The sequence below is a fragment of the Lentzea fradiae genome, assembly GCF_900100955.1.
Lineage (GTDB): Bacteria > Actinomycetota > Actinomycetes > Mycobacteriales > Pseudonocardiaceae > Lentzea > Lentzea fradiae.
Window position 1 is genome coordinate 622,310 of sequence record NZ_FNCC01000001.1, and the last position, 21,904, is coordinate 644,213.

Sequence of the window (21,904 nt, forward strand, 5' to 3'; positions counted from 1 at the left end):
ACCGTTCGGGCCGGGGGAAGGGGGAACGTGGCCGGTTCGCAACTGATCGGGCGTGAGCGTGAACTCGTTGCGGCGGCTGAGGTCCTCGCACGGGCGCAGGAGTGCACGGCCCGGTTGCTGTTGTCGGGTGAGGCGGGCATCGGCAAGAGCGTGCTGTGGGAACAGGTGCTGGACGACGCCGCCGCGCGCGGCTTCACGGTCCTGTCGTGCCGCCCGGTCGAGTCGGAGGCGCAGCTGGCCTTCGGCGGCCTGGTCGACCTGTTCGACCGCGTGCCCGACCGCGCCTTCGCGCTCCTGCCGGGACCGCAGCGCACAGCGCTGGAGGTGGCGTTGCTGCGCCGCCAGGCCGACGACGGCGCCGGAGACCCGCGTGCGGTGTGCCTGGCGACGCTCAACGTCGTCCGCTCGCTGGCCGCGGACGCGCCGCTCGTGCTCGCCGTGGACGACGCGCAGTGGCTGGACGAGTCCAGCGGCCGGGTGCTGGAGTACGTGGCGCGCAGGCTTTCCGGCGAACGGGTGGCGGTCGTGATGTCCGTCCGCGACGAGACCGGCGGCCACGTGCCGCCGGGGCTGTCCGGGCAGGACCACCTGGTGCACCTGCGCCTGACCGGGCTGAGCATCGGCGCCCTGCACCGGCTCGTGCGCTCGGCGGTCGGGTCACCGCTGCCGCGTCCCGCGCTGGTCCGGTTGCAGCGGGCCTGCGGTGGCAACCCGTTCTACGCGCTGGAGCTCGCCGGGGTGCTGGACCGCGACGGCGGCGCACCGGGGCTGCCACTGCCGGCCCCCCGCGCGTTGAGCGAGCTGCTCGCGAACCGGGTGGTCGCGCTTCCACCGCGCAGCCGGGACGTCCTGCTCCACGCCTCGGCGCTGGCGCAGCCCACCGTCGACGTGCTGGCCGCGGTGCTGGGCGACGCGGAGGAGGTCCACGAGGCGCTGGCCGACGCGGAGGACCACGGCGTGGTGGAGGTGCTGGCGGGAGCCGTGCGCTTCACCCACCCGTTGCTGCGTTCCGCGGTCTACTCGGCCGCGCCGAGCACGCGCCGCCTGCGGGTGCACCGGCGCCTGGCCGCCGTGCTGGACGATCCCGAGACCCGCGCGCTGCACCTGGCGTTCGGCGCGGGCGGCCCGGCCCCCGAGGTGGCCGTGGCGCTGGACGAGGCGGCGCACCTCGCCCGGCAGCGCGGTGCGCTGGAGAACGCCGCCCGGATGTGGGAGCTGGCGGCGGGCCACGTCACCGACCCGGTGCGCAGGGCGGCGCTGCTCGTCCCGGCCGCGCAGTGCCTGTTCTCGGCGGGGGACGCGCGGCGGGCCAGGGAGCTGTTCGAGACGGCGGTGGCCGGGGTGCCCGCCGGGCCGGAACGCGCGGAGGCGTTGCTGGAGCTGGCGATCGTCGTGTTCTTCGGGGGCGGCCCCGTCGAGGCCACCGCGCTCAGCGACGAGGCGCTGGCCTGCGCCGGTGCCGACCCGGTGCTGCGCGCCACGATCTACCTGCGCCGGTCGTTGTTCTGCCAGAACGACACGGCCGAGCGCTACCGCAACACGCGCCAGGCGCTCGACGAGATCACCGGTCACGAGAGCACGGCACCCGACGACATGGTGGCGTGCACCCTGGTCAGCAGCGCCTACTACCGGATGCTCGCCGGTGACGGCCTGCACGCCGACGACCTGCGGCGGGCCGGGGAACTGGTCTCGCCGAGCCGGCAGTCCCGCGACGCGCGGACGACCCGCAGCCTGCTGCGGGTGATGGCCAAGTACCTCGACCCGGTGCGCGGGCGGCAGGAGTTCACGCGCTCGCACCGCGCCGCGCTCGACCGCGGCGAGGAGGCCAACGCCGTGCACGAGCTGGTCCAGCTGGCGGAGCTGGACGTCTGGCTCGGCGACTGGGACCTGGCCGCCCGGGAGGCCGCGGAAGCCGTCGACGCCGCCGAGCAGACCGGGCAGCCGCCGTGGACCGCTTACGCCCTCTACACCCGCGCCCTCGTCGAAGCCCACCGCGGCGACCACGACGCGGCCTGGGAGACGGCGGTGGAGGGGCTGCGCATCGCCACCGGCCTGGACGACTCGTGGGTCACCGTGCACCTGAGGGGCGTGCTGGGCTTCACCGAGCTGTCCCGGCGCGAGCCCGCGGCGGCCAGGACGCACCTGACGGCCGCGCTGGAGGTCTGCGCGGCGGTGGGGATGGGCGACTTCCCCGGCAGCTCCCTCTACGGCGACCTGATCGAGGTGACCACCGAGCTGGGCCTGGTCGCCGAGGCCGAGGAGCTGCTGGCGGAGCTGGAGCTGCGCCGCGACCGCGCGCCGCGGCCCTGGATCACCGCCGTGGCCGCCCGGTCGGCCGCGCTGGTGCGGATGGCGCGCGGCGACCTGGCGGGCGCGCAGGCGGCCCTGGACCGCGCACCGGACCTGCCGATGCCCTTCGACCAGGCCCGCACCGGCCTGGTGCGGGGCCGGGTGCTGCGGCGGTGCAAGGAGAAGCTGGCCGCGCGGGAGGTGCTGCTGGCCGCCCGGCAGGAGTTCGACAGGCTGGGCGCGCCCCGCTGGGTGGAGGAGGCCGACACCGAGCTGGGCAGGCTCGGGTTGCGCCGCGACGACGAGCACGGCCTCACCGTGACCGAGCTGCACGTCGCCCGGCTGGTGGCGGGAGGGCTGAGCAACCGCGAGGTGGCCGCGGCGGCGTACGTGACGACGAAGACGGTCGAGGCGCACCTGAGCAGGATCTACCGCAAGACGGGCGTGCGGTCCCGCCGCGAGCTGAGCAGGCTCGAGTTCCTGAGGGAGCCGCGCGAGCAACTGTAGGGTCCCTCCCCGATTCGTCAGGGGGGTCCCCGGCCGCAGGCTTGGACCCATGACGACGCAGCCGGCGGGGCAGCTGTTCCTGGTGGAGTGCTACCTGCCCGGCGCCGCCGCGGACGAGATCGCCGCGGCGCTGTCGTCCGTGATGGCCGCGGACCGGGGGACCGCGGCGTTCGTCTGCTGCCTGGCCATCCCGGGCGACGACACCTATTTCTGCCTCTTCAGCGGTGGCACGCCGGACCGCCTGGAGCTGACCTTCCACAGGGCGGGGGTGCCCTTCGAACGGATCGTCGAGGCCAGGGAGGTCGGTGTGGACGCGGCTGGGGCGGCGTTCGCACTACAGGGGGAATGATGCGCGACTCGGAGAGCTTGACGGTCCCGATCGGACTGGACCGGGAAGCCCGGCGCCCGTTGCAGGACCAGCTGGCCGACCAGCTGGCGGCCGCGGTCGACCGGGGCCAGCTCGCACGCGGCCACCGGCTGCCGTCCACGCGAACGCTCTCCGAGCGGCTGGACGTGTCACGCGGCGTCGCACTCGCCGCCTACGAGATCCTCTACTCCCGCGGCTACCTGGAGAGCCGCCGGGGTTCCGGCACCTACGTGGCCGGCCGGACGGCGGCACGTCCCGCGACCCCGCCCGCGGCCGCACCACGCGGTGAGCCGATCGACTGCACACCCGGCCAGGCGACCCGCGACGGGTTCCCGCTGGCCGCGTGGCGGGCGGCGTGGCGGCACGCGAGCTTCCCGCCGCCGCCGGCGTGCGACCTGCCCGCCGGTGGCCTGCCGGAGCTGCGCGGGGCGATCGGGGAGCACCTGCGCCGCACCCGCGGCCTGGTGGCGCAGGAGCACGAGGTGCTGATCACCACCAGCGCGTCCAGGGGGATCGAGCACGTGCTCGACCTGCTGGGAGCCGGGGGACGGCGCGTCGCCGTGCAGGACCCGGCCCCGCCCGCGCTGAGCCGGGCCGTCGGGAACGCCGGGGCCACCGCCGTGGCGCTGCCCGCGACCAGGGACGGCCAGTGGACCGGCGTGGTGCCACCGTCCTGCACGGCCGTCGTGGTCTCACCCGACGGCCCGGCCCCCCGCGGCACGGTCCTGCCCGCGCTGCGACGGCGGCAGCTCGCGGACTGGGCCCGCCGCGAGAACGGCCACCTGGTGGCGGTGGCGCAGGACCACATCGTGCCCTCCGCCGCCCCACTGCCCAGGCTGCTGCACCTGGCCGGCCCGCGGGTCGTGGTGGTGGGCGACTTCCGCACCGTCTTCGCACCGTCGCTGCGCGTCGGCTACGTGCTGGTCCACCGCGGTTTGCTCGCCGACGCCCCGAGGGACGCGTGCCGAGGACACGACCAACCGTCCGCCGTGGCCCAGTCCGCGATGGCCCACCTGCTGGCAGAGGGACACGTGACGCGTCGCCTACGCCGCCTGGCGCGCCTGTTCGAGTGCAAGGACGCCCTGGTGCGAACCACCCTCGAACCCTTGGCGCGCCTCACACCGGGCACGCCGGGCTCCGTCGTGGTGCACCTGCCCGACGACGTCCGTGCCGAGCACGTGCACGCCGAACTGAGCCTGCGCGGCGTGGTGGTGCCCACGCTCGCGTCCTATCACCTGCCCGGCCGCCCGGCGGACAACGCGCTGGTGCTCGGGTACGGACATCTGCCGGACCGGGCGCTGCGCACGACACTGCACGAGCTGGCCGCCGTGCTGCGCAGCGACCACACCGTTGTCGGCCGGGCGTGCGGGCTTTAGCCCTCACCGGCCGCTTCAGGACTCCGCGCGACTTGCGCGGTGACACAGGGAAGACGAACAGGGGAGAGTTCTCGTGAAGATTCGTGAATCGGCGGTTGCGGTCGCGGCGGTCGTGGCCGCTCTCGCACTCGTGATCGGTACGGCTCAGGGGGCAGTCGGCCCGCAGGACTCGGGCAGCACGTCGGCCATGCCGGGCAAGCCCGGCACCGGCTCGGACGGTGAGGGCGGCGGCAGCGCGTGAACTGAGCCGGAAACCGAAAACCGGAGCCGTTCCCTTCCTCGGAAGGGGACGGCTCCGGCCGTTGCCGGCAACCCGCGACGGCGGGAACAGGTCTCGTCCTTCGGCCGAACCCGAAGGCGTCCGCGACCCGCGGGGCGAACCACCGCAGATCCCGGACACCTTCACTCCCCGTCCCGCTCGTCCCCGCGGCGCAGCTCCCGCCGCGCGTCCGAAAGGGACCGGGCGAGCTTCGGCAGTCGGCTGGCGCCGAACAGCAGCACCACCACCAGCAGGATCAGCAGGATCTCCGTAGTACCCAGTGGCACGGCACTCTCCTCAGCTCAGCGCGACGGTGTCGGTGTGGACGAGGCGGGTGGCGGCGGTGCCGCCGTTGCCGTCGCGGTGCACCTCGAACTCCTCCACGACCAGCCGCAGCGCGCCCGCACCGGTGGGCAGCGAGACGGTGCCCGACCAGGTGTGGACGCCGTTCTCGCTGGTGGGGGTGGTGATCGTGGTGGCGAAGCCGCCACCGGCCGGCTGCCAGCGCAGCACCGGGTCCGTCACGCCGTCGAGCTGCCGCTCCACCGTCACCCTGACCTCGTTCAGGCGGCCGGAGTCGGTGAGCAGCGGGCCGGGGCCGACCAGCTGGACGGTTCGCGTGGAGCCGCTGCCGGTGACGACCACCGTACGGTCGGGGGCGAGCTGGGTGAAGTCCGCGGTCGCCACGGCGGACAGGTAGCAGCCGTACAGCGAGTTGGGCTGGTAGCGGGCCAGTGCCAGGCGCACGAACGGGAAGTAGCCCGGCAACGGGTCGTCGCCCGACCTCGTGATGCGGATGTCGCAGTACCACAGGCCGCGCACCTCGTCGTAGGCCACGTCGTAGGCGGCGAACCGCAGGCCCGTGTCCGGGAACTCCGGCACCGTCATGCCCGAGCCGGAGCCGTAGACGGCGGCCTGCGGGAAGGAGCTCGGCGTGACGTCGTCGGGCAGGCCGGACGAGTGCATCGTGCCGTCGTTGCCCCACATCGTCACCACGCCCTGCATGTGCTCCGGCACGTCCGTGACCACGTCCGGCCACATCAGGACGGCGAGCTTCTCCCCGGCGCCGCTGGAGAACCACGGCCGTTCCAGGTACACCCGCAGCCCGCCGCCGTGCCGCACGCTCCGGCCGGGCGCCGGGTTCTCCCAGCGGAAGATCGGCACGATCTGACGGATCTTGGGTGCGGCGGGACGGGCCGTGCTGGGGATGTTCTGCTCGAAGACCGCGGGGGCGCTGCGGGTCTCCGGGCGGACGAACGACACCTGAAGCGTGCGCGGCGAGGTGAGCCTGCCGCCGTCCGTGCGGTTGAACGTGCCGTTGGCCGCGTTGGTGACCACGTAGTCGCCGGGTGCCTTGGCCGCGTCGCTTCCCACCGGGCCGGGCAGGTACTGCTGCCCGGTCTCCTCGTCGACGACGGCCAGGTGGGCGGGGTCGATCGGCACGCCGAGGGTGTGGCTCACGCCGTTGAACGCGACTTCCCGGTGTTCCCGGAAGAACTCGCTGAAGCGCGTCACCGCCCGCACCTCGTACCGGACGCGGCGGTGCTTGGTGTCGCCGAACTCGTGGCGTGCCTGGAACTCCAGCGTCTCCGTGTCCGGTGCGGGCCCGTGGGTCCTGTCGACCGTCACGGTGATCGGGGCTGCCCGGAAGTCCTGCACCTGCACCGGGTTCACGCCGTCGTCCACCGGCATCTGCCAGCGCCCGGCGAACTCCACGCCGCCGCTGCTCTTGCGGCTGATCCTCATGGACGGCCCGAGCACCGCGTGGGTGGAGCCGAGCTGTCCCTCCGCCGGTCTCCTGGCGGTGACCGAGCTGATGTCCGGCACGGCGAGCGGTGTGCGCACGGCGTGCGTCAGGGTGAGCGTCCTGGCGGGCGTGAACATCCAGTGCCGCCCACCGACGATCGAGTCCCGCAGAGCGGTGACGTTCACCTGGTCGGCCGGATGGGCGGCGTTCCAGGCGGTCGCGGCTTTCTCGACCAACGGCCACAGCGCCATCAGGTCGAGGTCGCCGCTGTCGAACTGGGTGGAGAGCTGGAGCTGGTAGCTGTCGCCCGGCATCAGCCGCACGGTCAGCACGCGGCTCGTCCCGTTCCACGACCAGCCGGGTGTGCCCTGCTGCAGGCGCAGGCGGAAACCCTTGACGTCGGGCCAGGCGGTGCCCGTGGGCTGGCCGATCGTGAACGTCGTGGTGCTGCCGGGGAGCCCGCGCACCAGGACGCGCCGGGCCAGCGGTTCCGGCAGGTAGGGAACGGGCAGCGTGTCGGTGTCGTAGTACCAGTGGTCGTCCGCCGGTGCGGGCAGGGTGTGCGCCGAGGAGTGCTGCTCCAGCACGGCGGCGTCGCGGGCGGCCAGGTCGGCGTACGCGACGGCGTCCATCGGCCTGCCGTCGACGGCCCGGTCGAGCATCCCGTGCTGTTCGGCGACCTGGACCGTGCTGCGGGGCGGCAGCACGTGGCGGTCGGCGGTGCCGACGTTCGTGTCGCTGCCCGTGTTGCCGCGCAACACCATCAGCTCCAGCGACTCGGCCTCGCCCGGCACCGAGCGCAGCAGCACCTCGGGGGCGGGCACCGGTTCGAACCGCCGGAACGTCTCGGCCGCGGTGGACAGCGCCGAGTCGGTCATCGCGTCGGCCTGCTCGGCGGTCACCGAGTTGCCGGCGATGTCCACGGCGCGCGCCCGCAGCCGGTACCGCCTGCCGAACCGAAGGCGCGGCAACGCACGGGCGCTGAACTTCGTGCGGAACGGGAAGTCCTTGTCCACCAACCCGTCGTTGTCCGCGAGCCCGTTGTCACCGGCGAGTCCCTTGCCGGGGCGGCCGACGGCCAGGCTCCAGCCCGCCCAGTGCATCAGCGACTCCTGGACGTACAGGTCCTGGTCGCCCTCGGCGCCGGAGGTCGTCGCGGCGGTCTGCGCCGCCGTCTCCTCCAGCACGGCGACCTCGTCGCCGGTGCGGTCGAACATGTAGGCGCCGTCACGCCACATCAGGGAGAACCACCTGCCGGTCGTCTCGTCGCGCACGTCCCACCGGTAGCCCCGCACCACGTCGTCGGCGCTGAGCGCGATGTCGTCGGTGATCTTCCAGCCGTCCTGCCGGAACGCGGCGTCGTTGTTCTTGCGGTTGCGGTCGATCGTCTCGGCCAGCCGGGCCGCCCGCGACAGCCTGCCGACCGAGAACCCGGCCGTGTGCAGCGAGGGGAGGGCTTGCCGGTCCGGGGTGGCCGAGCTGCGCTTGAGCACCTGCCCGCCCTGCTCGTAGCGGGCGCGGGTCACGGTGTCGGCGAACTGGCGCACGGCGAGCGCCGCGCTGTCCGGGTCGACCTGCACCACGGCGAACCGGTCGGTGTCGCCCACGAGCAGCATCCCGTCGCGCAGGTCGCTGCCGGAGTCCTGCGGGACCGCGGTGAACACGTGCCGGACGCCCTTGCCGACCTTGCACCGCATGGTGGGCCGCACGTGCACGTCGGCTTCCTTGCCCAGCACCGGTTTCAGGTCGGTGACCACGCGGACCGCCATCACCCGCTCGTTGCCGCGGACCAGGCTCAGCAGCGCGGGGTCGGCCGACTCGAAGTCGAGCACCAGGCCGAGCAGCCGCTGGAGGTGGTCGTACTCGCGGGTCATCGAGACGACCTGGTGGAAGTCGAGCTTCGGCTGGGTGAGCTTCGGCGGGTCCCCGGCGGGTGGCTGCTCCCGCCTGCGGTGGAACCGCTCGGCCTGAAGGAAGGACAACGCGATGCCGTCGGCGGTCGTGGCGTCGCCCGGCCGGAACGGCACCGCCCACCTGATCGGCTTCTGCGGCCCGCCGGGGCCGAGGTCGAACAGCTGCTCCAGCTCCTCGCGCAGCCGTTGCTTGCGCAGCAGCCCCGGCCCGGTCCTGTCGCTGTCGAACTCGAACCCGACGGGGCCGAACCCGTCGGCAGCGGCCAGCGCGTCGAGCGTGGGGTGCTCCTCGGCGTACCGCGCGCCGAACCGGCCGTAGCGCTCGTGCACGAAGTCGCGCACGTGCCGGGTGGGGTAGGACCGGAGCCGGCGTTCGGCGAGCTTCGGCAGGGCGTGCCCCGCGACGTGCGACGACAGGGCGAACAACGCCGTCCAGCGGGCGCTGACCGGCTTGGACACGCGGGTGGCGGAGACGCGCAGGGGGCTGCCGCCCTGGCCGGAGAGGTCGGTGAGCTCCAGCCCGAACGTCGCCGCGGACACCGTGGCCGGCCAGTCCTGCCAGTCGGGGAAGTCCCGCAGCGTGCCGGACGCGTTCGGCGCGGTGGTCAGCCGCGGTGCGACGTGCACCGAGAAGAAGACCTTGTCCAGGCCCGCGGCGATCCCGTTGGGCAGCACGGTCCAGGTGATGGTCTGACTGGTCATGATCAGGCTCCCACGGGGGCGAACGCGGCGCAGTAGCCCGCCCAGTCCTGCTGGGTGAAGGCGGCGCCGAACGGGTGAGCGGGGATCGCGGGCGCGGCGGCCAGTGCCCGGCGCTGCCCGGCGGCGGAGCGCTTCGCCGCGGGCGGCGGGCTCTTGGCGAACTCGCGCTGGGTGCGGAAGGTGTGCGTCTCGCTGATGAAGAAGCACTCGATGGAGACCGTCACGTACGCCTCGCCGAACAGCACCGAGCTGCCGTCGGTCTTCTGCAGGTAGGTGAGGCCCATGTAGAACTCGACCGACACGGTGCAGATGCCGAAGATCTTCAACGCCCCGCGGATCCGCAGGAACGCGGCGAGGCCGACCTGCTGGCGCACCACCTCCGCGCCGTTCTCGGTGACCTTGACCTTCTCCAGCAGGTAGGTGATGCCGCCTGCGACCTCGACGACACCGGAGCCGATGCCCACGTCCAGCGACATCCCCGCCCCGAAGACGAAGCCGATCTCCAGCCGTTCCATCCCGTCGGCGCCCAGCACCACGTCCACGTGGCCGCCGCCGTTGAACCCGAAGACGCGCAGCTGGAACGGCCGTTCGCGGCTGTTGAGCCCGAAGCTGAGCCGCACCGGCGTGCCGTCGAACGGCAGCTCCACGGCGGCGCGGAACGCGAGCTCGGTGATCGCCATCGGGCCCAGCGAGATCTCCGGCAGCTGGAACCGCAGCCCCGCCTTGACGCTCGCCGTCGACGCGGTGATCTCCAGCTTGCCGCCCAGGAACGAGAACTTCTCGGCGATGTCCTGCACCCACTGGAGGCTCTTCTGGAAGTTCACCCGCCGCACGTGGCAGTCCACCTGCGTCTTCGCGCCGCTGGCCGAGGCGTAGCGCAGGTAGTCGAACTCCAGGCTGACCCAGTGGTTCGGCTTGCCGAGCAGGTACAGCGTGAAGTCCCGCAGCTCGGCGTTGAGACGGACACCGGACTCCGCGCCGTCCCGGTAGGGGGTGCTGTAGACGGAGCTGAGGATCAGCGGGTGCGGCGTCGACTGCCCCGGCTCGAACCCCGGCGCCGCCTTCACCTTCGGCATCCAGTACATCGACCACTCGTCGACCCCGAGCTCCGGCACGCGGCGGTGACCCATCTTGGGCACCAGGTCCGAGTTGGCCAGTGAACCCTCCGGCGACGGCAGCAGGTCCTTGAGCGGCAGACCGCCGAGGAACTTGGCCTTGCCGCCGTCACCGAACAGCAGCGCCGGGTCGTACTGGTCCTTCGCCACGTCGATCGGCCAGGCGGTGCCGGGCCCGTACTTGGCCGAGATCGACTGGATGTCACCGGCGGGGGTCGCCAGGCCGCCGGTCGTGGCGGGGGAGACCGCGAGAGGCGTCGGCGGCGCGGACGAGTGCAGCGCCAGGAAGACGCCGCCGGCGTTCGCTCCGCTTCCCATGCCGCTGTCCAGGTAGGGCTGGGCGAACTCGAACGCCGTCGCGGGCAGCGCGGCGCCGGTCACCGCGGAGACCTCGGGCAGCCGCAGCACCGCCCGTTCCATGCGCGGCTGGAACGGGGCCCTGCCGGTCGCCGAGGACAGGACGCGGGAGTGCAGCACGATCCGGTCCACGGTGGCGGTGGTGCTGCCCGCCGGGTGCGTGCCGCGGTGCGCCAGGGCGATCTTGCGGCCCGCCGTGTCGATGGTGCGCAGGGCGACGGCGTCGGGGGACGTGCCGGTGTTGTGGGCGTTGCGGATGCCGTTGAGCAGGCTGGTGGAGGTGGTCGTGGAGCCCGGCACGAACACGACCGGCGCGGTGAAGTCGACCTCGCCGCCTTCGTGGTCGATGCCGCGCAGGTGGAACAGGAACGGCGTCGTCGGCGCGGTCGCGGCCTTCGGCACGAAGGAGGCGTACGTCCCGGTGGGTTTCGCCGGGTCGGCGAAGTCCTTGAAGGCGGCCAGCTCCGGCGTCCTGCGGGTGAGCACGCGGATCGCGGCGAACGGCAGCTCACGGCCGTCCTTCTCGAGCGCTTCGTCGTTCCAGTAGGTGACCGTGGGCTGCTGCACCACGACGTACTGGGTCTGGCGCAGGTAGGCGTACCACGGGCCGGGACTGCCGTCGGGGTTCGGTCGGCGGGCCACCCGGCGTTCGGCGACCTGGATCAGGGAGGCGCGGTGGCCGTAGGGCCACAGGTACCCCGCGTCCTCGGTGCGCACCTCGTGGTCGCGGCCCAGGGTGGCGCGGTGCCGCCAGCCCACGAGCTGCAGGTCGGCGGTGGGGCGGTAGTTCCACCGGCCCTCGGCCTCGAAGCTCGCGCCGAGGCTGCTCAGCGTCAGCCCGGACACCTCGACCGGCTTGGGCAGCGACGGGTCGACCCCGTTGCGCAGCGCCGGGTCGGCCGACAACCGGACGATGGAGAACCGCTGCTTCGGCGTCAGCACGTGCGTGATGTCCTCGGAGGAGGGCACGGAGGACGGGGAACGCACCCACGCCGCCATCTGCGGGTCGGCGAGCCAGATCGCCCGCATCTCGCGGGCCCGCGGGTCGTCGTCGACCACTGCCCCGTTCCTGGCACCGAGCCGGGTGTGCCACAGCTCGGTCCAGTCGTTGCGGGTCACCGGCGTGGTCGCGTGCTTCCAGCCCTCGGTCTCGTCCGGCGACAACAGCATCCGCCACGGCAGCTCCAGCGCGGTCTCCGTGTCGATGGGCGCCACCAGCGCGGACGCGGTCTGCGTGGTGGTGGCGGTCGGGGCCAGCCTGGGGACGAACGCCGTCCACGCCAGCAGCGCGTCGACCGTCAGCGCCATCGGCAGCGCCGAGGTGATGTCGAAGGCGAGGCGGCTCGGTCCCGAGACCCTGGTGGGCAACGGCAGGTCACCCAGGCCGAGCCGGTTCGTCAGCGTCCGCTCCAGCACCGCCTGCGGCGGGAAGTGCACCACCAGGTACGCGCCGCCCGAGCCGACCTTGCGCAGCTGCGCGCCGGACACGTCGGCGTTGAACAGGTCGATCCGCAGGTTGAGCGAGTCCTCCCGGCGCCGCAGGTGCAGCGTCCGGGTGGCGGTGGCGGTCAGCGCGTAGCCGGCGGTCGCGTCACCGGGCGCCGTGCCCCCGGACCTGGCGACCGCCAGCACCAGGCCACCCGCACCCGTCAGATACAGGAACCGGCGGCGGCTGACGGTCTTGCCCTGGTCGTCCCGCGCCGGCAGTTCGTTCTCACTCATCCGTCGTCCTCACCACGTCCGGGATGTACGCATCGCCCCAATGTCGTGCGGGCCCTCGCGAGGCGGCAGATCCACTACCCGGTGGCCTGCACAGGTCCACTGCCGCAGTGAGCACTGGCCCGGTGGGAAGCCCGCGTTTGCGGACCTGTCGTGGCCGGGTGGACGCCCACAGGATGACGACGCGCGGCGAAGGGCCGCGCATCCGAGGAACGAACGAGGGGGCTCGATGAAAAATCTCCTGCGCAAGGCGGGAAAGGCCGCGGTGGCGGGCGCGCTGGCGCTCGGCGTCGTGGCGGGCTCGGCGGTGGCGGCCACCGCGGCGCCACCCGGATCGGTGATCTTGTCCACGCCGAAGCGGAACCTGTACTGCACCCTGGGCACCAGCACGACGGCGGGCTTCACCCACGGTGCCGCGTCCTGCTACAACGGCCTGTGGCCCGCTGAGGCAGGCTGGTGGATCGTCGTGACGTGCGTCGGTGGGTCCACGGCGACCAGCGGCCTCGTGGCGTCCTCGCCCTACCAGTGGAACTCGGTGAGCGCGGGCTGGTGCTGGTACGGCGTCGCGGACATCTCCGTCCGGGAGCCGTGACCGGGCTCGGGCGGCTCTCGTGCCGGGTGTGCCGGGTTCGGCACACCCGGCACCCTTCTGCGTCCACATCGGACGGTTTTGCGAAGTCGCGGGTTCTCCCGCCGACCGTCCCGCTTGGACTTCCGTCGATGAGCCGGGAACCGATCGCGCTGTTTCCCCGACTACTGGTGCGTGACGAGCTGGAGTGCGCCCGTGGCCGTGGCCGGATCCGGGCGGATGTTGGCTTCGCGGCCACTTCTCGGCGTCGTGGCGGACGGTGACGATGGGGGTCGTCAACGGTCACCGGTCGTGAGGGAGGCTGGTCTTGCGGGTCCACATCGTCGTCTTCGACGGCATGGACGACCTGGACGTCGTCGGGCCGTTCGCGGTGCTGGGCATGGCCGGACGGGCCGGGCTGGGGGTGAGCGTGCGGCTGACCGCGCCCGGTGACCCGCCGCACGCGACCACCAGGGGCGGGTTGCCGCTGCACCCGGAACCGTGGGCGCCGCGGGACGCGGACGTGCTCCTCGTGCCGGGTGGCGGGTACGGGCAGGGGGACGGCGCCGGTGTGCGTGCCGAGATCGCCGAGGGACGGGTGCCGGCCGCGCTGGCCGACGCCGTCCGGCCGGACCTCGTGCTGGCATCGGTGTGCACGGGTGCGTTGCTGCTGGCGGCGGCCGGGGTGGTGACAGGACGCCCGTGCACCACGCACCACCGGGCGGTCGGCGACCTGGTCGAAGCCGGTGGGGTGCACGTCGACGCACGGGTGGTCGACGACGGTGACCTGGTGACGGCCGGTGGCGTCACGTCCGGGCTGGACCTGGCGCTGTGGCTGGTGGAGAGGTTCCGCGGGCCCGACGCGGCGGAACGGGTGCAAAGCGCCCTGGAGTACGAAAGGCGCGAACCGCTGTGGCTGCGTGCCGGGGAAGTGGCGGCGCGATGAAGCGAACGGTGCTGGTTCTGGCCGTGGTGCTGCCGCTGACGGCGTGCGGCACCGCCAATCCGTCGCCCACGTCCGTCGCGAGTGGACAGATCACGGTGAAGGACTGCGCGGGGAAGGACGTCACGTTCGACAAGGTGCCGGAGCGGGTGGTGACGCTCGACGGCTACGCGGCGCAGACCCTCGTGCGGCTCGGGGTCGCGGACAGGGTCGTGGGCACCGGGTTTCCCGCGCCGTTCGGCGCCGACAGCGCGCCGCACGCGGAACGGCTGGCGCGGATCCCGGTCCTCGCGGAACGGGTGCCGGTCAACGAGGTCGTGGCCGCGCAGCAGCCCGACCTCGTGCTGACGAGCTTCGAGTCGTTCGGTGGCCCGCCCGGCAGCCCGAAGGAGGCCGACCTCGTCACGATGGGGGCCAAGGGGCTCACGTCCTGCCTGAAGGGGTCGAGCGAAGGCCCGTTGACGGATCTCTCGCCCACCTACGAGTACGTGCGCAAGCTCGGCGCCGTGTTCGGGGTGCGGGACCGTGCGGAACAGCTCGTCGCGGAGCTGGAGGGCCGCGCGCAGGCCGTCGCGGCCAAGGTGACGGGGGACAGGCCGAAGGTGCTGGTGCTTCAGGACAACCCGGTGGCCGGGCAGCCGTTGCGGACCTCGGGCGCGGGCACGATCGCGCACGCCCTGATCAGCATGGCCGGTGGGCAGAGCGTCTTCTCCGACGTGTCGTCGATGCACGCGGAGATCTCGCCGGAAGAGGTCGTGCGCCGCGACCCGGAGGTCGTCTGGGTCATCACGGACTACACGTTCGCCAAGCTCAAGGGGCAGGAGCTGGTGGCGGCGGTGCGGACGAACCCGTTGCTGGCCGGCACCACCGCGGGCAGGCAGAGCAAGGTCGTCTCGACCTCGCAGTACCTGGTGTCGTTCCCCAGCCCGCTCAACCTCGACGGGCTGGAACAGCTCGCGAACGCGCTGCACGCCGGCTGACATGACCACGACCGTCGGCAAACCGTCCCCGGCGCCCGCCGCACGCGCGTGGCGGACCGGAGCCCTGTCCCACCCCGTCCTGCTCGTCCTGCTGGGTGCCGCGCTCGTCGTGTCGGCACTGATGGCCACCGGTGTGGGACCGGTCGGCGTGCCCGCCGGAGAGGTGGCGGGCATCCTGGTGCACCACCTGCGCGGCGGGGGAGACACCGGTGCCGCCGCCGACCTGATCGTGTGGCGCATCCGGTTCCCCCGCGTGCTGCTCGGCGCCGTCGTGGGGGCCGGTCTCGCCCTCGCGGGAGCCGTGGTGCAGGGCGTCGTGCGCAACCCGGTCGCCGACCCCTACCTGCTGGGCCTGTCCCACGGCGCGTCCGTGGGCGCGGTCCTGGTCCTGACGACCGGTGCCTCGGTGCTCGGCGCGCTGACCCTGCCGTTCGCGGCGTTCGCGGGCGCCACCGCCGCGATCGCGGTGGTGCTCGTGATGGCACGGCACCGGGGCCGGTTGCTGCCGATGCGGCTGATCCTCGTCGGCGTCGCGTTCGGGCACCTGTTCGCCGGGGTCACCTCGTTCATGCTCGCCCGCACGGACTCCTCCGCCGCCCAGCAGCAGATCATCTTCTGGATGCTCGGCGGCCTGTCCGGCGCGCGGTGGGCCACGCTCCCGGTCACCGCCTCGGTCGTCGTGGGCGTCGGCGCGCTGCTGCTGGTGCGGGCGCGAAGGCTGAACGCGCTCGTCCTCGGTGAGGAGGCCGGCGCGGCACTCGGCCTCAACGCCAGCCGGTTGCGCTGGTACCTGCTGGTCCTCACCACCCTGCTGACCGGCACCGTCGTGGCCGTGTCGGGCGGCATCGGGTTCGTCGGCCTGATCGTGCCGCACCTGGCGCGCATGCTCGTCGGCGCCGACCACCGGCGGATGCTGCCCGTCACCGCGCTGCTCGGCGCGTTGTTCCTGCTGTGGGCCGACGTGGCGGCGCGGATGCTCATCGCGCCGGCCGAGCTGCCGATCGGCATCCTCACCGCGTTCCTCGGGGTGCCGTTCTTCCTGCTCGTCATGCGCGCCCGCGGCCTGGCCACCGGGGAGAACGCGTGAGACTCGACCTCGACTCCGTCTCCGTCGCGCTGGGTGGGACCCCGGTGCTGGACCGGATCAGCCTGACCGTCCACTCCGGACAGTTCGTGGCGCTGGCCGGTCCCAACGGCAGCGGCAAGTCCACCCTGCTGCGCACCGTCTACCGGGCCCGGCGGCCCGACTCGGGCACGGTCCGCGCGGATGGCCGCGACCTGTGGTCGCTGCCCGCGGCGGAGACGGCCAGGGACATCGGCGTGCTGACGCAGGAACAGCACTCCGGCTTCGAGCTCACCGTCGCCGAGACCGTCGCGCTGGGCCGCACCCCGCATCTCGGCCTCTTCGACCGGCTGACCCGTGCCGACCACGCCGCGATCGGCGAGGCCGTCGAACGGACCGGGCTGACCGCGTTCACCGGCCGCCGCGTCGGGGAGCTGTCGGGCGGGGAACGGCAGCGGGTCCTCCTCGCGCGCGCCCTCGCCCAGCAGCCCCGGCTGCTCGTGCTCGACGAGCCCACGAACCACCTCGACCTGCGGCACCAGCTCGACCTCCTGGAGCTCGTCCGCGACCTCGGCGTCACCGTCGTCGCGGCACTGCACAGCCTCGACCTCGCCGCCACGTACGCGGACGCCGTGGCCGTTCTCAAGGACGGCGAGCTGTTCGGGTACGGGCGTCCGGCGGAAGTCCTGACACCGCAGGCCATCGGCGAGGTGTTCGGAGTGGACGCCACCGTGCACCACGACGACGGAGCCACCAGGTTCGTGCTGCGGCCGCGGTGCGTCTGCCCGGACGCCTGCCACTGGAGCTGCCGCACCCGCCGCCTGGCCAGGACGGGCGCCGATGCCGGCTGACCCGCACGTCGTCGCCGTGCTCGCCGTCGACGGCGTCGTGGGCTTCGACCTGGCGATCCCGTGCCAGGTCTTCGGCCTCGCCCGGCTGCCCGGCGGCGACTACCCGTACCAGGTGCGCGTCTGCGGCACGGCGCCGTCGGTCCCGGCCACGGCGGGCGGCGTCGGCTACTACCGGATCGAAGCCCCGCACGGCCTCGACGCGGCGGAGGACGCGGGCACCATCGTCGTGCCGGGGATGCCCGTCACCCGGCCGGTGCCCCCGGAGGTGGTCTCCCTGCTGCGCGCCGCCGCGCGTGGCGTCCGCACGATCTCGATCTGCACGGGTGCGTTCGCCCTCGCCGAGGCCGGTCTGCTCGCCGGTCGCCGCGCCACCACCCACTGGGCCGCCGCGGCCGAGCTCGCCCGGCGCCACCCGGACGTCGAGGTCGACGCCGGAGCCCTCCACGTCGACGAGGGCAAGGTCCTCACCTCCGCCGGGGTCGCCGCGGGCCTGGACCTGTGCCTGCACGTCGTGCGCCGTGACTTCGGCGCCGCCGTGGCCGCGGCGGTGGCCAGGGCCGTCGTCATGCCGCCCACCCGTGACGGCGACCAGGCCCAGTTCATCCCGCCACCCCCGGCGCCCACCGGCGGCGGGTCGCTCGCCACCACCCTGGTCTGGATGCGCGAACGGGCGTCGGAGCCGCTCAGCCTCGCCGACATCGCCCGGCACGCCAACCTCAGCGTCCGCACCCTGACGCGCCGGTTCCGCGAACAGACCGGCACGACCCCGCTGGAGTGGCTGTCCCGCCAGCGCCTCCAGCTCGCTCGCGAGCTGCTCGAGACCACGGACCTGCCCGTCCCGGTCGTCGCCGAACGCAGCGGCCACGGCTCGGCCACCGCGCTGCGCGCCCGGTTCGGCCGCGAGCTGCACGTCAGCCCGAACCGGTACCGCCGCTCGTTCCGGCAGAGCGAGCCGTGACGCGGGACGGATCTTCCTTCGATTTGAGCAGTGCTCACCAATTGAGTCGCACTATGTCGGCTGACGTGCTGCTATAGCTTTCCGGTGGTGCGCCTATCTGGAATACGCGACGCGGGGATAACGCTTTGTTCCGGAAATCGACCTCTTTCGTGCTGGGGTCGTGGAGAACAGGAGCGTGCTGACGGTGCAGATCGGTCGCGGTGGCTGGGAAAAGGCTTTTGACGACGACGAGGCGGACAAGGTGGCGCGGCTGCGCACCTTGCTCGAAACGGGGGACGAGGTGTGGGACGGGGCCGCGGGCAAGATGGTCCCCGAGTACGTGCTGACGACGAGCGAACTGGAGCTCGACGCCTTGGAGGAGGTGCTGTCGATCCTGGAAGGGCACGTCAAGCACCCCTTCCTGCCGCAGAGCGACCTGGACGCGCTGGCGAAGGAGATCGAGCAGCGCAAGGACCCGGTGTGGGTCGAGGAGCAGGAACGCAGACGCAAGCAGCGCTGGGACGACCAGGCCGCGACGGAGAGACGGGTGCTGGCGGAAGGGCTCGACGCGCTCGGCGGGTCCGGCGACACCTGGAAGGAGCGGCTGCCGCAGATCAAGCAGTGGTGGGAGCGCGTGAAAGCCGACGAGGCCAAGGAGACCTGGCACGGCGTCTACACCGCGAACCGGATGTCGGCCAGGCAGATCAGCGCCACCGGCCGCGGCGGCACGTTCTCGATCGTCAACCGCGCCGAACGCAAGAACGTCGCCAAGCGCCGTGACATCCTGCTCGACCGCACGGCAGGCGGAATCCTGAAGCGGACCGATCCCGCGAACTTCGTGGACCCGAAAACCGGCGCCAGCAAGAAGGACACCGAGGGTCTTTACGACCTCAGCGCCTCACTGCTCGACTCGCGCAAGCCCGTCATCGACAAACAGCTGAAGTTCTACAAGGACGCCGTCCTCGTCCTGATGCCCGTGCCGACCGAACGCGACGCGAAGATCTTCCACGCCATCTCCTCGCTCAAGGACCCCGACGACAACTTCCTGCGCGCCATCCGTTCCACGTTCACCCGGATCCGCCTGGCGCAGGGCAGCGACATGCACACCATCTACGTCGACGACACCGACGGCCCGGACCAGCCCAAGAAGGTCCGCTACGGCGTCACCGGCCGGGTGCACCTCACCGGCGGCGAGGTGGTGCGCGCCGACGACGCCCACATCGCCGTGCGGCGCACCGATGCCCTCGAACACAGCCGCATCCTCGGCGCGGGAGCCACCCAGCCGGTGAACGAGATCGTCATGGTCTACCGGCAGCACGCCTCGCCGGTGTTCCCGCTGTTCGCGAAGTGGGACGCGAGCGAGAAGCGGTTCGACGTCCTCGACCGCGAGTCGCTGGAACCCACCGGCGACCACATCACGAACAAGGGCGAGTGGGTGTCCGGGAAGTCGTGACGGAACCCAGCAGGCCGCGGGCGGCGAGGTTCTCCATCAGCGCGGTGATGCCGAACGTCCAGTCGTCCGCGGCCTCGGCGGTGTTCACGACGTTCGTCAACGCGCCCAGGCGGGGCGAGGAGATGCGGACGACGTCGCCGACCTTGTGGGTGAACCCCTCACCGGGCTGGTCGCGGTCCTCGGTCGGCGCGAACATCGTGCCGGTGAACAGCACGAACCCGTCCGGGTAGCGGTGGTGGGCGCCGTAGGCGTGGGACACGAGCTCGTCGAGCTCCCGGCTGATCTCGGACACCGGGTTGACGCCGTGCAGCTCGAACCCGTCGGGCCCGGTGATGTCCAGGGCGATCTCGGTGGCCTTGGCGTCCGCCGGCGTGAACCCGTCGTCGAACAGCCGCAGGAACGGCCCGATGGCGCAGGACGCGTTGTTGTCCTTCGCCTCGGTGAGCAGAAGCGCGCTCCGGCCCTCGAAGTCGCGCAGGTTGACGTCGTTGCCGAGCGTCGCGCCGACCGGCACCCCGCGCGAGCTCACCACGAGGACGAGCTCGGGTTCGGGGTTGTTCCAGGCCGAGCGGGCGAGCACGCCGATGTCGGCACCCGGTCCCACGGCCGACAGGACCGGGGCCTTGGTGAAGATCTCGGGGTCGGGGCCGATGCCGACCTCGAGGTACTGCGACCACAGGCCCTCGGCCTGGAGCACCCGCTTCACCTCCTCGGCCTCCGCCGACCCCGGCTTGAGGTGGGAGATGTGGCCCTGGACGATCGCGCCCACCTTCCGCCGCACCTCCTCGGCACGGGCGGGGTCACCGTCGGCCCGCTCCTCGATGACCCGTTCGAGCATGCTGCGCACGAAGGTCACCCCGGCCGCCTTGAGCACCTGAAGGTCGACCGGCGCGAGCAACCGGGGAACGTCACCGGACGGGTTCGCCGTGGCGGCCAGGACGTCCGCGAGCGGCCACGACGTGCCGCCCTGGGAACCCCTGACGACCTCCACCACGTCCGGCCGCTCCAGCAACGACGACACCGTGGGTGCCACCGCCGACAGGTCCACGACCTCGTCGCCGCGGATCGTCACGACCGACGGGCCGCCCACCGCCGGGTCGAAGACCCTCCCGACGAGAGTGGCGTCCGCCGCGTCGAGGGGGAGAACGTCGGCCGCGCTGAGTGAGATCCCCATGGAAGTCCTTCCTGCTCGCACCGCGAGATCAGCTCGAAGTCCCGACGAGCTTCCCCCACCAGGGCTTCGGGCGACAGCGCCGCACGGCGGTGCGAAGGGCCGCGAGCCCGGTAACGGGTATCTCCGGCCACGCGATTCACCGTGCACTATGGCGACGGGTCGGGCCGCGGTGCGCGTTCTTCTCACGGGCTTGGTGCTGTACCTCTATTGGAAGTTCAAAGAGGGAGCGCCGGCCCAGCTGGCCTTCATCGCCTACGTCGGCGCGTTGTTCGTGGAGCAGTGGGCGATGGCCCGTTTCCGGGAGAAACGCCCGCAGGCGGCGGAGACCTCGGTCGCCGACGGCCACGGACATCGGGGCGTCGACCGCCAGAGCCCTGGCGGCGCGCAGCGGGAGTCGTCCGGCGGCTACCTGTCGGCCTTCGTCGTGCTGATGGCCGTGCTGCTCATGAGCGACTCGTTCTTCTTCACCGACTGGCTCGTCTTCGGGGCGCCCGGCTCAGGGGAGGCGGGAGGCGTCGTGCTCGCGAAGGTCGTCGCCTCGCTGGTCGCGCTCGTGGCCGCCTTCGCGGGGCCGCTGGTCGCGGGGGTCGTCACCTACATCGACCTGGCCGAGTGGATCTCCCGCCGCCGCCAGGGGTCGTCGAGCTTCCTGTCGGGCTTCGGACCGGTGGTTCCCGCCGCCGTCGTGGCGATCGCCTGCTACGGACACTTCTACCTGGCCTACCTCGTCTACAGCGCGATGGGCGTGCTGAGGCCGGGCTGAGGGGTGACCCGGCACCCACGAGCCGAGGAGGCGTCGCCGAGTGTCCGGATCGGCGACGCCTCCTCGGAAGACGCCGGGCACAGCGGCCGCAGCGGGTCCCGTCAGAGACCGAGCAGCATGCTTCCCGCTGACCGCGGGTCCGAGCTCAGCAGCATCTCCCTCGTCGCCTGGTCCCACTCCGCCTTGGTGATGTGCCCGTCGCCGTCGGTGTCGAGCCGCTGGAACGCGGCGCGCACGCCCTCGGGGTCGATCCCGTCCCGCAGCAGTGCCCTGGCGAGCTCCTGCTCGGTGACGAGGCCGTCGCCGTCCACGTCGATGATCCGGAAGAAGGAGGCGTTCATCGAGACGTAGATCCGTTCCACCACGCTCTCGTCGATCGCCTCGGCGTACTCCTCCTTGGTGATCACGCGGTCGCCGTCGCTGTCGGCGTGGCTCAGCAGCTGCCACAGCTCGGCGCCCGACCTGCGGATGTCCATGGCCTGGATCGAGTCCATCGGGACGTTGAAATCCCTGAGGAACCCCTCGATGTGCGCGAAGATGTCCGATTGGTCGATCGCGCCGTCGTTGTTCCTGTCCAGCTTCGAGAACAACAGTTCGCGTTTTTGCTCCTGCAAGCCCGAAGTCATCGCGTTTCTCCTTGCGCTGCTGGTTGGCGTCGAATTGTCGCGGTGGAACTCGTGTGACCTTCCGGTCGTGTATACCGTCCACCGCGCCTGACCGGCTCGTTCGTCACTCCGCAGGGGAGGGAATGGTGCCCGGAAAGCTGTACTTCGCCACGGGCTGTGCAGAGCGGGGCGCGATGTCGGACGCATTTACGCCTC

Annotated in this window: 17 protein-coding genes; 12 read left to right on the forward strand and 5 right to left on the reverse strand. The window is 72.4% G+C overall.

The window, feature by feature from the left end; genetic code table 11:
• Positions 1-27: 27 nt before the first annotated feature.
• The 4 genes from BLT23_RS02895 to BLT23_RS40500 all read left to right on the forward strand — a co-directional run bounded on the left by BLT23_RS02895 (position 28) and on the right by BLT23_RS40500 (position 4,780).
• Positions 28-2,796: a helix-turn-helix transcriptional regulator gene (locus tag BLT23_RS02895; protein ID WP_176946561.1), complete on the forward strand. Its 2,769-nt coding sequence runs from the start codon at positions 28-30 to the stop codon at positions 2,794-2,796.
• A gap of 49 nt (positions 2,797-2,845) precedes the next feature.
• Positions 2,846-3,145 carry a hypothetical protein gene (locus BLT23_RS02900; protein WP_090045228.1) on the forward strand — a complete coding sequence of 100 codons (300 nt, stop codon included), beginning with the start codon at positions 2,846-2,848 and terminating at the stop codon, positions 3,143-3,145.
• Between the two features lie 17 nt (positions 3,146-3,162).
• Entirely contained in the window at positions 3,163-4,539 is a 1,377-nt protein-coding gene (locus BLT23_RS02905; RefSeq protein WP_218133607.1) for an aminotransferase-like domain-containing protein, read from the forward strand.
• 73 nt (positions 4,540-4,612) lie between these two features.
• Positions 4,613-4,780: a hypothetical protein gene (locus BLT23_RS40500; protein WP_176946562.1), complete on the forward strand. Its 168-nt coding sequence runs from the start codon at positions 4,613-4,615 to the stop codon at positions 4,778-4,780.
• A gap of 161 nt (positions 4,781-4,941) precedes the next feature.
• Here BLT23_RS40500 and BLT23_RS02910 read toward each other — a convergent pair whose 3' ends face one another.
• Genes BLT23_RS02910 through BLT23_RS02920 form a run of 3 tightly spaced genes read right to left on the reverse strand, consistent with a single transcriptional unit; the run spans position 4,942 to position 12,354 of the window.
• Positions 4,942-5,085, reverse strand: a complete 144-nt coding sequence (locus tag BLT23_RS02910) for a twin-arginine translocase TatA/TatE family subunit (protein WP_090045233.1) — start codon at positions 5,083-5,085, stop codon at positions 4,942-4,944.
• 10 nt (positions 5,086-5,095) lie between these two features.
• Positions 5,096-9,160 carry a hypothetical protein gene (locus tag BLT23_RS02915; RefSeq protein ID WP_090045235.1) on the reverse strand — a complete coding sequence of 1,355 codons (4,065 nt, stop codon included), beginning with the start codon at positions 9,158-9,160 and terminating at the stop codon, positions 5,096-5,098.
• A gap of 2 nt (positions 9,161-9,162) precedes the next feature.
• Positions 9,163-12,354, reverse strand: a complete 3,192-nt coding sequence (locus tag BLT23_RS02920; protein ID WP_090045238.1) for a hypothetical protein — start codon at positions 12,352-12,354, stop codon at positions 9,163-9,165.
• A 226-nt stretch (positions 12,355-12,580) separates the two neighbouring features.
• Between BLT23_RS02920 and BLT23_RS02925 the strand changes: the two genes are divergently transcribed.
• From BLT23_RS02925 to BLT23_RS02955, 7 genes are all read left to right on the forward strand, one after another.
• Positions 12,581-12,943, forward strand: coding sequence for a hypothetical protein (locus BLT23_RS02925; protein ID WP_143035793.1), 363 nt, complete (start codon positions 12,581-12,583; stop codon positions 12,941-12,943).
• Between the two features lie 304 nt (positions 12,944-13,247).
• Positions 13,248-13,865, forward strand: a complete 618-nt coding sequence (locus BLT23_RS02930; protein ID WP_090045244.1) for a DJ-1/PfpI family protein — start codon at positions 13,248-13,250, stop codon at positions 13,863-13,865.
• Positions 13,862-14,842 carry an ABC transporter substrate-binding protein gene (locus BLT23_RS02935; RefSeq protein WP_090045250.1) on the forward strand — a complete coding sequence of 327 codons (981 nt, stop codon included), beginning with the start codon at positions 13,862-13,864 and terminating at the stop codon, positions 14,840-14,842. The genes BLT23_RS02930 and BLT23_RS02935 overlap by 4 nt, the downstream gene beginning before the upstream one ends.
• Before the next feature lies 1 nt (position 14,843).
• On the forward strand, positions 14,844-15,929 hold the full coding sequence (locus tag BLT23_RS02940; protein ID WP_090045253.1) for a FecCD family ABC transporter permease: 1,086 nt from the start codon (positions 14,844-14,846) through the stop codon (positions 15,927-15,929).
• Positions 15,926-16,756 carry an ABC transporter ATP-binding protein gene (locus BLT23_RS02945; RefSeq protein WP_090045255.1) on the forward strand — a complete coding sequence of 277 codons (831 nt, stop codon included), beginning with the start codon at positions 15,926-15,928 and terminating at the stop codon, positions 16,754-16,756. Before BLT23_RS02940 ends, BLT23_RS02945 begins: the two co-directional genes overlap by 4 nt.
• On the forward strand, positions 16,746-17,714 hold the full coding sequence (locus BLT23_RS02950; RefSeq protein WP_090045258.1) for a GlxA family transcriptional regulator: 969 nt from the start codon (positions 16,746-16,748) through the stop codon (positions 17,712-17,714). Before BLT23_RS02945 ends, BLT23_RS02950 begins: the two co-directional genes overlap by 11 nt.
• A 160-nt stretch (positions 17,715-17,874) precedes the next feature.
• Positions 17,875-19,146, forward strand: a complete 1,272-nt coding sequence (locus BLT23_RS02955) for a hypothetical protein (protein ID WP_090045261.1) — start codon at positions 17,875-17,877, stop codon at positions 19,144-19,146.
• On the opposite strand, the gene BLT23_RS02960 is transcribed toward BLT23_RS02955, so the two are convergent.
• Positions 19,109-20,320, reverse strand: a complete 1,212-nt coding sequence (locus BLT23_RS02960) for a fumarylacetoacetate hydrolase family protein (protein WP_090045264.1) — start codon at positions 20,318-20,320, stop codon at positions 19,109-19,111. The genes BLT23_RS02955 and BLT23_RS02960 overlap by 38 nt on opposite strands.
• 169 nt (positions 20,321-20,489) lie before the next feature.
• On the opposite strand from BLT23_RS02960, the gene BLT23_RS02965 reads away from it, so the two are divergent.
• Positions 20,490-21,083: a hypothetical protein gene (locus BLT23_RS02965; RefSeq protein ID WP_143035794.1), complete on the forward strand. Its 594-nt coding sequence runs from the start codon at positions 20,490-20,492 to the stop codon at positions 21,081-21,083.
• Positions 21,084-21,184: 101 nt separating this feature from the next.
• Here the strand turns inward: BLT23_RS02965 and BLT23_RS02970 are convergent, their stop codons facing one another.
• Positions 21,185-21,709 carry an EF-hand domain-containing protein gene (locus tag BLT23_RS02970; RefSeq protein ID WP_176946590.1) on the reverse strand — a complete coding sequence of 175 codons (525 nt, stop codon included), beginning with the start codon at positions 21,707-21,709 and terminating at the stop codon, positions 21,185-21,187.
• Between the last annotated feature and the right edge of the window lie 195 nt (positions 21,710-21,904).